Genomic DNA, 13,408 nt, shown 5'->3' with positions numbered 1-13,408 from the left:
AGGATTAGAAAAAATAATATAGGACATTTGCTGTTAGCCAGTCTATTAACTTGGGTGTATGGAGGTCTTACTTATGCAAGTCAGGAGATGATAATGAGATTAGATAAATTTTTAGCCGAAGCTGGTTTTGGAAGCCGTAGTCAGGTAAAAAACTTGCTCAAAACAAAGAAGGTCTGTGTTAATGGTAAAAATGAGTCTCAAGCTAAAAAGCAGATTAATCCAAACCTTGACCGAGTGGAGGTTGAGGGGCAAGAAGTTTTATACGAAGAGTTTGTCTATTATATGCTTAATAAACCTAAAGGTGTTGTCTCAGCTACTCAAGATAAGGTTCACCAAACAGTCTTAGACTTATTAGATGCGACAGCAAAGCAAAAAGCAGTTTTTCCAGTAGGACGTTTAGATAAAGATACACATGGGTTGTTACTATTGACAAATAATGGTGACTTGGCCCACCGTCTCCTTTCCCCTAAGAAACATGTCAATAAAGTTTATGTGGCAGAAGTTGATGGTTTAATGACTAGTCAAGATATTGAGGCTTTCGAAAAAGGCATCCAATTATCAGATCATCAGTGCCAGCCAGCAGTTTTGGAGATTTTAGCAAGTGATCGTGACAAGTTTCAGTCACGTGTTAAAATCGTTATTAAAGAAGGAAAATTTCATCAGGTTAAACGTATGGTATTAGCTTGTGGTAAGGAAGTGAGAGACCTTCAGCGCCTTGAAATGGGACCTTTACAACTTGATTCTACTCTTGATCTTGGCGCATTTAGAAAGCTAGAGAAGAGTGAAATTGAAGCCCTCCTAAATTTACCTTGAACCTGATCATTAAAAAATGAGCCTGGGATAAACAGAGGCTACCCTTTAAGATAATTTGTCATCAATTTTTCCAAGTGATAAATAAAATCTTAAAAGCGAACAAGATCGCATTCTGAGTATCAGAAAACGAGTTTTGTTCGCTTTTTATTTTTGCGCTTAGACATTGTCTTAGATGCTTTTATAGCCATTTTTTGAATTTTGAATAGAGAATTGCTGCGATAAATATGGTTACAGCAAAAATAATAACTAATGGATAACCTAAAGGGCTTGCTAATTCCGGCATATATTTAAAATTCATACCATACCAACCAACTAGGATGGTTAAGGGCATGCAACAGGTAGTAACAGTCGTGAGAACAGCCATATTTTTATTTTGGCGCATTTCTAATTGGGATTTGGCCATTTCTCTAATTTGGATGATGGTCTCTCTTAAGGTTAAAACAGTTGATTGTAATCGTGTAACACGGGCAGAAAAAAGATGGAAAAAGCGTAAGTTTTCTTCTTGGAAAAAATTGTTTTCATTTTCAGCGAATTCTTGAGTTAAATCAAGAAGCTGACTATAGTGTAGATTCAATTTGGTCAGTTTACGTCTTAAACTATTGAGCTCTGATTCATGGTATTGGTTTTTCCCATCAAGAATGGCTTCCTCTAAATTATCAAGGTATTTGTCGTAAGATTCCAGTATCTCACTATCTCCTTTGATAATAGTTTCTAAAAAATCATAGAGAAAGCGCTCTAAACTGGGATTTTTCCACTTCTTACTTTTTTGAATTTTTTTAATCAGATGCTCAACATCATGATGCTGATCAATGAAGACAACCCCTCGCTCATCAAGCGCAAAGGAAAAATCAATGGATGCATTGAGTAAATCCTCACGTTTAGGGATTTTGAAGGTCCCTGTAAGCGAATCTAGGTTAACTTCTGCCTTAGTTGACTTAGCGCTAGTAAAGTCAAAGTCCATATCAATACCCATTTGTAAGGCATCTTGCAAGCTTTGCCACTCGGTAGGTTTGATAACTGCAACAAAAGGATTTCTGCTTTGCTGACAGCTTTCAAAGGTTGTTGCTTTTAATTTTTCTGAAATATCATAATACATAAGCATATTATAAGTCTAATAAATAAAAAAAGCTAGTGACAAGCTAGCTTTCTCTTTAGTTTAGATAGCCCATTCTCCACCTCGGAAAATAGGGACTACTTGACCATCTTTTGTGATGCCATCAATATCCATTTTATCTGATCCAATCATGAAATCAACATGTGCAGTTGAACGGTTTAGCCCAGCAGCCTTTAATTCTTCCTGAGACATTTCTGTTCCCCCTTTTAAGCTAAAAGCATAAGCAGCACCTATAGCCAAGTGATTTGAAGCATTTTCATCAAAGAGCGTATTAAAGAAAGTTAAACCAGAAAGTGAAATTGGTGTTTTATGAGGGACAAGCGCAACTTCACCTAAAGAACGAGCACCATCGTTTTCTTCAACTAATCGTTTAATAGTTTCTTCCCCTTTTTGGGCGGTTACTTCTGTAATTTGACCATCTTTAAAGGTAAAGGTCATTCCTTCAATGACAACTCCAGCATAACTAAGCGGTTTCGTTGAAGAGACATAGCCATCAGCTCTGCGATAATCAGGAGCCGTAAAGACCTCTTCAGTTGGCATATTAGCAATGAATTCTTCCCCTTGGGCATTCTTGCTACCAGCCGCTTCCCATAAGTGGTTTTCAGGCATGCCTAGAGTTAAATCAGTTCCAGGGGCCGTGTAATGGAGGGCATCAAATTGGTAATCATTCAAAAGTTTTGCTTTTGCTTCCAGTTTAGCTTGATGATCATCCCAAGCTTTAATAGGGTCTTCTTCATAAATACGATTCATCTTGAAAATAGCATCCCACAAAGCATCAACTTGCTCTTCTTCCGTAGCAAGATCTGGGAATACCATGGCAGCCCACTCTGGGCTTGAAGCTGCTACAAGATTCCAAGAAAATTTATTTGCTTGCGAAGCTGCACGTTGTTTTTCAAGGGCAATTGCAGTAGCCTTGGTAGCTTCGGATAGTCTTTTAGAATCAACTCCTGCAAAGGCATTAGGATCAGATGAACGAACAAAGAGACGACTGGCATTTTTTTCTAAAAAGTAGTTTGATTTTTCGACTAAGTAGTCTGGGACATTAACCAAGCGCTCATAATCAGCATGTAAGAGACGTTGTCGTGCAATCTTATCGTCAATGTAATCAACAACAACTTCAGCTGCACCAGCTTGGTAGGCTTTTTCTGTTAATAATGAAGCTAAATAATGATGCTCGACAGCGATGGCGATGATTAGTGTATGACCTTTTTGAATATTAACCCCTTTTGTGATTAAAAGATTAGCATATTTTTCTAAATTTTCTTTGAAATTTGGTAAAACCATGGATGACCCCTTTTTTTAATTATGGTAAATCTACTCTAGCATAAAAGACCTAAAAGCTCAAGATGAAGCGCCTTCTTGAAAGGAAATCAGCTAGTAACTTGCTATTTGCTAATTGCTCAGTTTCGTGTTAAGATAATAGAAAGAAAAATCTATTAGTTGAGGTAGCAAAGTGGCATTTGGAGAAAATGGACCTAGAAAAAAAACAACCTTTGAAAAAATCACAATGTTTGTTGTTATATTAATGGTTCTTGTAACTGTTGGTGGCCTTATTGCAGGTGCGCTATCAGTATTGATGTAAAAAAACGCCAACAGGCGTTTTTTTAAAATAAGGGAAAGTAAGAGAAGGATATGAGTATGTTTTTAGATACTGCTAAGATTAGCGTTCATGCTGGTCGCGGTGGTGATGGGATGGTTGCATTTAGACGGGAAAAGTATGTTCCTAATGGTGGTCCTTGGGGTGGCGACGGAGGTAAAGGTGGCTCGGTCATCTTTAAAGTTGACGAAGGCCTAAGAACACTGATGGATTTCCGTTATAATCGGAAATTTAAAGCTAAAGCTGGTGAAAAAGGCATGACCAAAGGCATGCACGGTAGAGGGTCTGAGGATCTTATCGTGCCAGTACCTCAAGGAACAACAGTTAAAGATGCTGAAACTGGAAAAATTATCACAGATTTAGTGGAAAATGGTCAAGAATATATCGTGGCCCATGGCGGACGTGGCGGACGTGGGAATATCCGTTTTGCTACTCCTCGAAACCCCGCTCCAGAGATTGCTGAAAATGGTGAGCCTGGTGAAGAGCGCGACCTAGAATTAGAGTTGAAGATTTTAGCTGATGTTGGTTTAGTTGGATTTCCCTCTGTAGGTAAATCCACATTATTAAGCGTAGTGTCAGCAGCTAAACCTAAAATTGGTGCCTATCATTTTACCACAATCGTTCCTAACCTAGGAATGGTACGAACTAAATCCGGAGATAGTTTTGCTATGGCAGACCTTCCAGGTCTTATTGAAGGAGCTAGTCAAGGTGTAGGGTTAGGAACCCAGTTCCTTCGTCATATTGAACGAACACGGGTTATTTTACATGTTATTGACATGTCAGCCTCAGAAGGTCGAGATCCTTATGAAGATTATCTTTCTATCAATAATGAGCTAGAAACCTATAACTTAAGATTGTTGGAGCGTCCACAAATTATTGTTGCTAATAAAATGGATATGCCAGAAGCTGAGGAAAATTTAAAGACATTTAAAGAAAAATTAGCTGCAAATTATGATGAATTTGATGAGCTTCCTAAAATATTTCCAGTCTCCACTCTTGCAAAGCAAGGGTTAGATAACTTAATGGATGCCACAGCAGAGCTCTTAGCTAAAACAGATGAATTCTTACTTTATGATGACAGTGATTTTCAAGATGAAGAAGTTTATTATGGTTTTGATGGCGAAGAAAAGGATTTTGAAATTAGCCGTGATGATGATGCTTCCTGGGTACTTTCAGGTGAAAAACTAGAACGTCTCTTTGTGATGACTAACATGGAAAGGGATGAATCAATCATGAAATTTGCACGTCAATTACGCGGAATGGGCGTAGACGAAGCTTTACGTGAGCGAGGTGCAAAAGATGGAGACATCGTGCGAATTGGTCATTTTGAGTTTGAATTTGTGGATTAAAGTTGCACAGACTAGATAGCTATGCTATAGATGCTCTGACAACTTTTACTAAAGGTTATGTGTCTATTTCTGTTGACAATAATTTAAAAGTTACAGTGATACAAGCGATAATGTTATTTATGGGACGGGGGTTCTAATGGGTGACAAACCGATATCTTTTAAAGATAAAGATGGTAATTTTGTTTCAGCTGCGGATGTTTGGAATGCAGAAAAGTTAGAGGAACTCTTTAATATGCTAAATCCAAATAGACGTCTCAGACTAGAACGAGAAAAACTGAACAAAAAAGAAGAGACTAAGACAAAAGTCTAAGCTCAAATATAAAAAGCGAACAAGACAGTATTCTGAGTATCAGAAAACGAGTTTTGTTCGCTTTTTGGATTTTATTTATCACTTGGAAAAATTGATGGCGGGGAGTCTCAAAAATTAAGATCTTTTTGTTCCAGCCTCTTTTTTAGTGTCAGTTCTTGGCCTTTTTGAAGCTTAACCCAGTTAAAAAAAGTATAGATATCATTAATCAAAAAAATGATAAAACAGATAGCGATAGAATAATGACTAGGATCAGCGTCTACTTCTAGAAGCCAAAGTAAGATTAAGACCACATCATTTAAAGCAAAAAATAAAGCATAGAAGGGACTTCTTTTATAAGATAGAAAAGTTGCGACAAAAGAAGTTGCGATGGAAAGAGTAGCTACTAATAAAAAGGAAGTATGAAAAATATCTAAAATAAAGTAAAAGACAATGGTTACAAGAAAAGTGAAAAAAGCTAAAATATAGATATCTTTAACCTTTAGACGGCTAATCAGTACTTGTGATTTTTTGCCTTCAAAAGGATGACTTAGCCATGAGAACAAAGCAAAAATTGCCATAGGAAGGGTCAAAAGAAAATAGGTTAGAACCTCACCATAGTAGTGATTTCTCAGTGAGAGATAGGCATAGATAACGGAAAAGATGATAATCAGACCCTGTCCTAAAGGATTTGCCTTAGCTGAAAAAATCAGTGAGGTAGCTCCTATCAATGAAGCAGCTAAAGCCAAAAGGTTAGCTTGATTAAAGAAAATATAGGAAGATATAATGCTTGTCATGGAAAATAACCAAATCAACCATTCCAGCTTGGTGAAGTATTTGAATAATGCCATAGTATTATTCAATCATAGCTTATAGTTCCTGTCAATGGTCTTTAAAGGAGGAATTTCTCATCTAACTGATACTTTTTCAAGTAGGGTTCAGCTATGAACTGACGATCATGTGAAACACTAATGATTGCTCCTGGAAAACCAGCTAAGAATTCTCGTACTAAGGGTTGACTTGTAGGAGAAAAGTGTCTGGTCGGCTCATCTAAAACTAAAATGTTGCACCTATCTAAAACCATTTTGGCTAAAAACAGTTTAGCTTTTTGCCCACCCGAAAGGTGACGGATATCATGTTCTATTTCCTGTCGTGTTAGTTGTAAGCTAGCCAGCAGAGATCTAGCTTTTTCTGGATCTTGCGGCGAAAGGAAGTCAAGGACTTTTTCCTTTTCTGCTAAATGCTCGTCATAATGTTGTGGCATATAGCCAACTCGAAAAGAGGAGTTGCCTTCTAACTCGGTAATGATTTTTGTCAACAGACGACTTTTCCCCACGCCATTTTTGCCCGTGATAACGAGTTTGTCTTGACCTCGAAGTAGGAGGTTAACTTTTTGCCCAGTCGCTAAGATGCAATCTTACCAATGGAGGATAATCTTGTTTTTCGGTAGGGGAACACTATCAGAAAAGAAAATGGCAATCTTTTCTAACTCATCAGGAAACTCTTCCAGTTGGTTTTTAGTAATGTCTAACTTTCGTTCTTGAGACTTAATGGCCTTCATCTTTTTGGCTAGTAGCCGACCCGCTGTTGAATCCTTTGTATGATTTAGCCGATGATGGAGACTGTCTTGAATTCTTTCTTGCTTAGCTTTTTTCTTTTGGAAATCGCTACGCGCTTTAGTGGCAATTTGTAACTGTTTTTGATACTGATTTTGTCTATGGGACTTATAATCTGGGTAAGAACCTTTGAAGAAAGTCCATTTTGATTTCCGACGTTTTTGGGTTAATTCAAGATGTAAAATAGCAGTAGCACAGGCAGTCAAAAAACTCTCATCATGGGAAATAAAGAGAATGGTTTGAGGACTATCCTGAATTATTTTTTCTAGCCAGACGATGGACTCTAAATCCAAGTCACTAGAAGGTTCATCCAATAAGAGTAAATCAGGGTTGAGGGCTAAAGCTTTGATAACTTGTAGCTTAAGGCGCTCCCCACCCGATAGATCTTTCAGTTGAAGGCCTTCTTTATCTATAAAATCCAAATCCAGTTGGCAAAAGTGGGCCAATTGGAAGAAAAGATTAAAGTCTAGAAAAGAGAGATCCTTTTCATCATACAAAAATGCATTTAAGGATTTAGTTAAGGTGGCTTGATTTAATGCTTGTGGCAGGTAGATCACTTTTGTGAAATCATGCTTGATGAGCCCGCTCATATTAACATAATCAGGTAATTTTTCAGTGTGAAAGATGGCTTGGAGAAGGGTAGATTTTCCTGTCCCCTCTTCGCCAATGATGGCTACTTTGTCACCATTATTGACAGTCAGTGATAAGTCTCTAAGGAGAGGGGAAAGGTCTTTGGTATGAGTCAGATTTACTTTGTCTAACTGTAGCATAGATGCCTCCTGTCTATTAGTGATATCTTAATCGTGGACATGATAAGAAGTGCAAATGAGAGACAGAAAAAACTTTCTACCTTAACAAGAAAAGTAGAAAGTTTGCACCCAAAAATTAGCAGTACCTCAGAGATACATACTCAGATAAGAGCAGACTAAAAAACCTAGCTTGATAAGATACAAATCTCTCAAAAAAAGTTTTTTAGTTGTTCATAGCTCCTATACCTCCGTTTATTATTGACCCCATTGTAACACCATTAGAAGATTAATGCAATCATAATAAGTAAAAAGCTTAAAGGCTTTTTTATTTGGGAGGATTATGTAGGTTAATAAATGGTACATAAGAAAAAGAACCCTTGAGAGAGTTCTTTTGGTATTAGACATTTAAGACTTTATCTAAAAATTCGATAAGTCGCGGATGTTTAGGATGATCAAAAATTTCTTCAGGTGTTCCATCTTCAAGGAACTGGCCGCCATCTGTAAAGATAACACGGTTAGCAACCTGCCTTGCGAAGCCCATTTCATGAGTGACAATTAACATGGTCATCCCTTGTTTAGCAAGGTCGCGCATAACGTTTAAGACATCGCCAACCATTTCTGGATCGAGTGCCGAAGTTGGTTCATCAAAGAGCATAATATCAGGGTTCATGGCTAAACTTCTCGCAATAGCTACCCTTTGTTTTTGCCCACCAGAAAGGCTGGCCGGGTAGGCATCAGCTTTCTCAGCCAATCCCACTTTTTCAAGAAGTTCTAAGGCATGTTGTTTGGCGGAAGCTTTAGATTCTTTTCCTAGCTCTACTGGAGCAAACATGATATTTTCAATAACGGTCATGTGTGGAAAAAGATTGAAGTGCTGGAATACCATTCCAATATTTTCACGTGCTTTATCAATATTAGTTTTTGAATCCGACAATTCAAAGCCGTCAACAACGACTTTTCCCATGGTGATTGTTTCTAAGAGATTTAGGGTTCTTAGAAAAGTTGATTTACCAGAACCAGAAGGACCAATAATACAAACGACATCACCTTCATAAAATTGGGCACTAATCCCTTTTAATACCTCATTTTGACCAAAATATTTATGTAGGTCTTGAACATCAATTTTCAATTCTGCCATTAATTAAGCCTCTTTTCTAAGCGTTTCGCTAAACGTGTTAATAGCGTAATCATTATCAAGTAGATAATAGCTAAGATTGCGTACATTCTGAATGACTGGTAGTTTCTAGCAATAATGATTTTCCCTGTTTGGAAGAGTTCTACTAAACCAATCGCCGAAACGATTGTGGTATCTTTCAAGGAAATAACAAATTGGTTGATAAAGTTAGGAAGCATGACTTTTACAGCTTGGGGCAAAATAACTTTACGCATGGTAAGCTTATAGGGGATACCTAAACTACGACTAGCTTCCATTTGCCCAGCAGGAATGGCCTCAATACCACCTCGGACGATTTCAGCGATGTAAGCACCACCATTTAAGGATAGGGCAATGGTCGCAGCTAGGAAGTCGTTAATTGGTGATTGGTGACCAGTCATGCTTTCAATGAGATTAGGAATACCCCAGAAAATAAAGGCAGCAACAATCATTAAAGGAATTCCACGCACAACATCTACAAAGATAGAAGAGATGATACGGAGCTGTTTACTTGGTGCAACTGCCATCATTCCGAAGATAATCCCAATAATAATAGCAATAGCAAAAGAAATAAGGGTTAAGCTTAAGGTTGTTCCCAGACCAGCAAGCAATTGTTTATAGTTATTTGATAATAGACCAAACATATTAGATTCATCAATGGAAGATTCTTTGCCTTTAGAGTCTTGATCAGAAGCTAAATAGTTATTAATAATGGATTTATATTTACCGGATTCTTTTAAAGAAGCCAGTCCATTATTAAACATGTCAATCAACTCAGGATTAGTCCCTTTTTTTACTGCAAAACCATATTCACCAGAGGGTTCTCCTTCAATTGGTGTATCAAATTTACGACCTTGTTGGATAGAGTATTTAAGAATGGCTTCGTCGTCCATTAAAGCAACAATTGATCCTGCATTTAAACTGTCATACATAGATGAAGCTTCGTCAAATGCTTTTATTTTGTAGCCATATTTCTCTTTATTTTTATCTAAGAAATCATAGGAAGCGGTCCCTTTTTTAGCACCGACTGTTTTATCCTTGAGGTCTTCGTATGATTTGATAGAAGAGCCCGATTTGACACCTAATAAGATATTAGAGGTATAGTAAGAATCAGAGAAATCAAAGATTTGCTTACGTTCGTCGGTAATTGACATCCCAGCGATAACCCCATCAGCTTGACCAGATTGAACGGCATTTAAAGCGGCATCAAACCCCGGGTTAGCAATTTCAATGGTAAAACCTTGTTCTTTAGCAATAGCTTTAATGAGTTCCATATCAATACCGACATACTGTCCTTTGTCATTTTGGAATTCAAAGGGAGCAAAGGAGGAGTCTGCTACAATTTTATAAGATTTTTTCTCAGGTTTAGCTTTTTTACTGGCAATGCCTAAGCCTTGATTTGATGTACTTGCTGCATCACCTAACCATTTTGTCATGATTTTTTGGTAACTTCCATCAGCCTTCATGGCTTTGAGAGCTTTATTAAACTCTCTTACTAATTGATTGTGACCAGTTCCTTTTTTGACTGCAAAACCAAAAGAACCGATAGCCTCACCAGGCATATTAATAGCAAGATCTTGATTTTGTTTAATAGCAAATTGAATAACAGGCTCATCATCCATTACTGCATCAATGGATCCAGAGGCTAGACTATTATACATTAAATCACCAGTGTCAAAAGTTTTAACTGAAAAACCGTAGGTATCTTTATTCTTATCTAGGAAACTTTGAGAAGCTGTACCATTTTTAACACCCACTGTTTTCCCGTTTAATTCACTGTATTTTTTTACAGGTTTAGCTTTTTGAGTGGCAATGACAATTTTTGTATCATAGTATGGGTCTGAAAAATTGAAAACTTTTTGGCGTTCTTTAGTAATGGTGGTTCCGGCCATCAAAGCTTTTGCTTGACCTGATTGCACAGCATTCACGGCTGCATCAAAACCAGGGTAAGTCATTTTATAATCCCATTTTTGACGTTTAGCGACCTCTTTGATAATATCAACATCGATTCCTTTGTAAATTTGGTCAGAATCTTTATATTCAAAAGGTGCATAAGCTGTATCTGACACGATTGTCACGGTTTCAGCATTTGCTATACCACTAAATATAAAACTGAGAGCTAAAATAGCAAGGATAACTCCTTTTATTTTGTTCTTCATGTACATCTCCTTCGAAAAAATATGCTTTATTATATCAGAAACCACTGACAATAGCAAACTTATTCGCTTTCCATGTCAGGTAATCTGACATGAGATGTCTGTGTTGATTTTCTCTAATTTTACTTTGACTATGGTAAAATAGTCATATAAAGTCTGTTGATGAGGATATAGAATGATAGATAAACGAGAAAACAATACCTTTCACTTGGTCTCTAAGTACCAACCTTCTGGTGATCAACCCCAAGCTATAGCAGAGTTGGTTGACAATATAGAAGGTGGCGAAAAAGCCCAAATTTTACTTGGAGCGACAGGAACAGGAAAAACCTTTACCATGAGTCAGGTTATTAACCAGGTTAATAAGCCCACATTGGTTATTGCACACAATAAGACCCTAGCTGGTCAGCTTTACAGCGAATTTAAGGAATTTTTTCCTGACAATGCTGTAGAGTATTTTGTTTCCTACTATGATTACTACCAACCAGAAGCTTATGTTCCTTCCAGCGATACCTATATTGAAAAGGATTCTTCTGTCAATGACGAAATTGACAAGTTGCGTCATTCCGCCACCTCTTCCTTATTGGAACGTAATGATGTCATTGTTGTCGCTTCAGTGTCTTGTATCTATGGACTGGGCTCTCCTAAAGAATATGCCGATTCAGCAGTTAGTTTGCGTCCGGGCCAAGAAATTTCGCGTGATCAGTTATTAAATCAACTTGTTGACATCCAGTTTGAACGCAATGATATAGATTTTCAAAGGGGACGTTTTCGTGTCCGTGGAGATGTTGTAGAGGTTTTCCCAGCGTCACGTGATGAGCATGCCTTTCGGATTGAATTCTTCGGAGATGAAATTGATCGCATTCGAGAAATCGAAAGCTTAACAGGTAAGGTTTTAGGCGAAGCGGAACATCTGATTCTCTTTCCAGCTACTCACTTTGTGACGAATGACGAGCATATGGAAGCATCTATTACTAAAATTCAAGCGGAATTGGAACAACAACTGAAGCTTTTTGAATCTGAAGGGAAACTCCTAGAGGCACAGCGATTAAAACAAAGAACAGAATATGATATTGAAATGTTACGGGAAATGGGCTATACAAATGGTGTTGAGAACTATTCAAGGCACATGGATGGCCGTTCAGCGGGGGAGCCTCCTTATACTCTTCTTGATTTTTTCCCTGAGGATTTCCTTATTATGATAGATGAAAGTCACATGACTATGGGTCAAATTAAGGGCATGTATAATGGCGACCAAGCGCGCAAGAAAATGCTTGTTGATTACGGTTTTAGATTACCCTCAGCATTAGATAATCGTCCCTTACGTCGTGAAGAATTTGAAAGCCATGTCCACCAGATTGTCTATGTTTCAGCGACACCGGGTGACTATGAAATGGCACAAACAGATACGGTGATTGAACAAATCATTCGACCAACAGGCTTGTTAGATCCTGTTATTGAAGTGCGTCCTTCAATGGGGCAAATGGACGATCTGCTTGGGGAAATTAATAGCCGCTCTGCAAAAGGCGAACGCTGTTTCATCACAACTTTGACTAAAAAGATGGCTGAAGATTTAACAGATTATCTCAAAGAAATGGGTGTAAAGGTCAAGTACATGCATAGTGATATTAAGACATTAGAACGTACAGAGATTATCCGTGACTTACGTTTAGGCGTTTTTGATGTTTTGATAGGGATTAATTTGCTGCGCGAGGGGATAGATGTTCCAGAAGTAAGTTTAGTTGCTATTCTAGATGCTGATAAAGAAGGTTTCCTCCGCAATGAGCGTGGCCTAATTCAAACTATTGGTCGTGCGGCCAGAAACTCTGAAGGGCGTGTGATTATGTATGCCGACAAAATGACAGACTCAATGCAGAAAGCAATTGATGAAACAGCACGTCGGAGACATATCCAGATGGACTATAATGAAAAACATGGCATTGTGCCTCAAACTATTAAGAAAGATATCCGTGATTTAATTGCTATCACTAAAGAGGTTGGTTCGGAGATTGCTGAAGAAAGCGTTGACTATACAAGTATGAATCGGACGGAACGAAAAGAAGCCATCAAGAAGCTGCAAAAGCAAATGCAAGAAGCAGCTGAAATGCTTGATTTTGAATTAGCAGCTGAAATCCGTGACCTTATTTTAGAATTGAAACTTGAAAACTGAGTATTTATTATGAGTGAATAGGGACTTGTAATAAAACTGTAACACATTTAAGTTTTCTTTAAGTTAGGTTCCGTATGTTAATAGCAATAAATGTTAAAAATTCTTACGATTAAAAAACACATAAAAAAAGACCTGTATAGAAATTAACATAATTGCGAAATATTTTTAATAATTTTATCTTTTTCTTGCCGATTGACTGGAAATAAGGTAAAATTTCTAGTATATCTGGTGTATATTGATAAGTAAAGAATAAGGTGAAAAGGAATTGAAATGAATAAAAAATGGAAAAAGATTAGTATATTTATTGGAAAAACCATTTTGTTTTATCTTATTTTTATGCTTTTAATTTATATCTTTGATTTTTTAGGACATGGTCAAAGTGCATTTATTTACAACGAGTTTTAAGGA

General features: G+C 37.4%; 11 protein-coding genes and 1 pseudogene. 6 read left to right on the top strand and 6 right to left on the bottom strand.

Annotation, left to right across the window (positions count from 1 at the left end):
• Window positions 1-93 precede the first annotated feature (93 nt).
• A complete protein-coding gene (locus STRPS_RS10085) occupies window positions 94-813 on the top strand; it encodes a pseudouridine synthase (protein ID WP_007895125.1) in 720 nt (239 codons plus the stop codon).
• Window positions 814-991: 178 nt separating this feature from the next.
• On the opposite strand, the gene STRPS_RS10080 is transcribed toward STRPS_RS10085, so the two are convergent.
• Entirely contained in the window at window positions 992-1,909 is a 918-nt protein-coding gene (locus STRPS_RS10080; RefSeq protein ID WP_007895106.1) for a magnesium transporter CorA family protein, read from the bottom strand.
• 60 nt (window positions 1,910-1,969) lie between these two features.
• Entirely contained in the window at window positions 1,970-3,211 is a 1,242-nt protein-coding gene (locus tag STRPS_RS10075) for an aminopeptidase (RefSeq protein ID WP_007895096.1), read from the bottom strand.
• 169 nt (window positions 3,212-3,380) lie between these two features.
• Here STRPS_RS10075 and STRPS_RS10525 point away from each other — a divergent pair, with 169 nt between their 5' ends.
• The 3 genes from STRPS_RS10525 (at window position 3,381) to STRPS_RS10715 (ending at window position 5,183) form a co-directional block, all read left to right on the top strand.
• Window positions 3,381-3,509, top strand: a complete 129-nt coding sequence (locus tag STRPS_RS10525) for a DUF4044 domain-containing protein (protein ID WP_007895079.1) — start codon at window positions 3,381-3,383, stop codon at window positions 3,507-3,509.
• Window positions 3,510-3,559: 50 nt separating this feature from the next.
• The gene (gene obgE / locus STRPS_RS10070) at window positions 3,560-4,873 is read left to right on the top strand and encodes a GTPase ObgE (RefSeq protein ID WP_037598972.1); all 1,314 of its coding nucleotides are present in this window, start codon (window positions 3,560-3,562) and stop codon (window positions 4,871-4,873) included.
• A gap of 136 nt (window positions 4,874-5,009) precedes the next feature.
• The gene (locus tag STRPS_RS10715) at window positions 5,010-5,183 is read left to right on the top strand and encodes a hypothetical protein (RefSeq protein ID WP_007895138.1); all 174 of its coding nucleotides are present in this window, start codon (window positions 5,010-5,012) and stop codon (window positions 5,181-5,183) included.
• A gap of 107 nt (window positions 5,184-5,290) precedes the next feature.
• Here STRPS_RS10715 and pnuC read toward each other — a convergent pair whose 3' ends face one another.
• The 4 genes and pseudogenes from pnuC to STRPS_RS10040 form a co-directional block, all read right to left on the bottom strand.
• A complete protein-coding gene (gene pnuC, locus STRPS_RS10060) occupies window positions 5,291-6,010 on the bottom strand; it encodes a nicotinamide riboside transporter PnuC (protein WP_037598969.1) in 720 nt (239 codons plus the stop codon).
• Between the two features lie 41 nt (window positions 6,011-6,051).
• Window positions 6,052-7,545: pseudogene (locus STRPS_RS10860) on the bottom strand (ATP-binding cassette domain-containing protein).
• Between the two features lie 376 nt (window positions 7,546-7,921).
• Window positions 7,922-8,662 carry an amino acid ABC transporter ATP-binding protein gene (locus STRPS_RS10045; RefSeq protein ID WP_007895119.1) on the bottom strand — a complete coding sequence of 247 codons (741 nt, stop codon included), beginning with the start codon at window positions 8,660-8,662 and terminating at the stop codon, window positions 7,922-7,924.
• Window positions 8,662-10,836, bottom strand: a complete 2,175-nt coding sequence (locus tag STRPS_RS10040; protein ID WP_007895098.1) for an ABC transporter substrate-binding protein/permease — start codon at window positions 10,834-10,836, stop codon at window positions 8,662-8,664. Before STRPS_RS10040 ends, STRPS_RS10045 begins: the two co-directional genes overlap by 1 nt.
• 172 nt (window positions 10,837-11,008) lie before the next feature.
• Between STRPS_RS10040 and uvrB the strand changes: the two genes are divergently transcribed.
• Together uvrB and STRPS_RS10030 are read left to right on the top strand one after the other, a co-directional pair.
• Window positions 11,009-13,000 (top strand): excinuclease ABC subunit UvrB, encoded by a 1,992-nt coding sequence (gene uvrB / locus STRPS_RS10035; RefSeq protein ID WP_007895142.1) that lies wholly within the window; start codon window positions 11,009-11,011, stop codon window positions 12,998-13,000.
• Window positions 13,001-13,270: 270 nt separating this feature from the next.
• A complete protein-coding gene (locus STRPS_RS10030; RefSeq protein WP_003082556.1) occupies window positions 13,271-13,405 on the top strand; it encodes a teichoic acid D-Ala incorporation-associated protein DltX in 135 nt (44 codons plus the stop codon).
• Window positions 13,406-13,408 lie beyond the last annotated feature (3 nt).

Origin of the sequence: Streptococcus pseudoporcinus LQ 940-04 (assembly GCF_000188035.1) — a bacterium.
GTDB classification, from domain to species: Bacteria; Bacillota; Bacilli; order Lactobacillales; family Streptococcaceae; genus Streptococcus; species Streptococcus pseudoporcinus.
The sequence above is the reverse complement of the archived record's forward strand: the minus strand, read 5'-3'. Positions and strand labels throughout refer to the sequence as shown.

What these genes read in the sequence shown, in the direction of transcription:
- STRPS_RS10085 (WP_007895125.1), top strand. Translation starts at nt 94, where the DNA reads ATGAGATTAGATAAATTTTTAGCCGAAGCTGGTTTTGGAAGCCGTAGT.
- STRPS_RS10080 (WP_007895106.1), bottom strand. Translation starts at nt 1,909, where the DNA reads ATGTATTATGATATTTCAGAAAAATTAAAAGCAACAACCTTTGAAAGC.
- STRPS_RS10075 (WP_007895096.1), bottom strand. Translation starts at nt 3,211, where the DNA reads ATGGTTTTACCAAATTTCAAAGAAAATTTAGAAAAATATGCTAATCTT.
- obgE (WP_037598972.1), top strand. Translation starts at nt 3,560, where the DNA reads ATGAGTATGTTTTTAGATACTGCTAAGATTAGCGTTCATGCTGGTCGC.
- STRPS_RS10715 (WP_007895138.1), top strand. Translation starts at nt 5,010, where the DNA reads ATGGGTGACAAACCGATATCTTTTAAAGATAAAGATGGTAATTTTGTT.
- pnuC (WP_037598969.1), bottom strand. Translation starts at nt 6,010, where the DNA reads ATGGCATTATTCAAATACTTCACCAAGCTGGAATGGTTGATTTGGTTA.
- STRPS_RS10045 (WP_007895119.1), bottom strand. Translation starts at nt 8,662, where the DNA reads ATGGCAGAATTGAAAATTGATGTTCAAGACCTACATAAATATTTTGGT.
- STRPS_RS10040 (WP_007895098.1), bottom strand. Translation starts at nt 10,836, where the DNA reads ATGAAGAACAAAATAAAAGGAGTTATCCTTGCTATTTTAGCTCTCAGT.
- uvrB (WP_007895142.1), top strand. Translation starts at nt 11,009, where the DNA reads ATGATAGATAAACGAGAAAACAATACCTTTCACTTGGTCTCTAAGTAC.
- STRPS_RS10030 (WP_003082556.1), top strand. Translation starts at nt 13,271, where the DNA reads ATGAATAAAAAATGGAAAAAGATTAGTATATTTATTGGAAAAACCATT.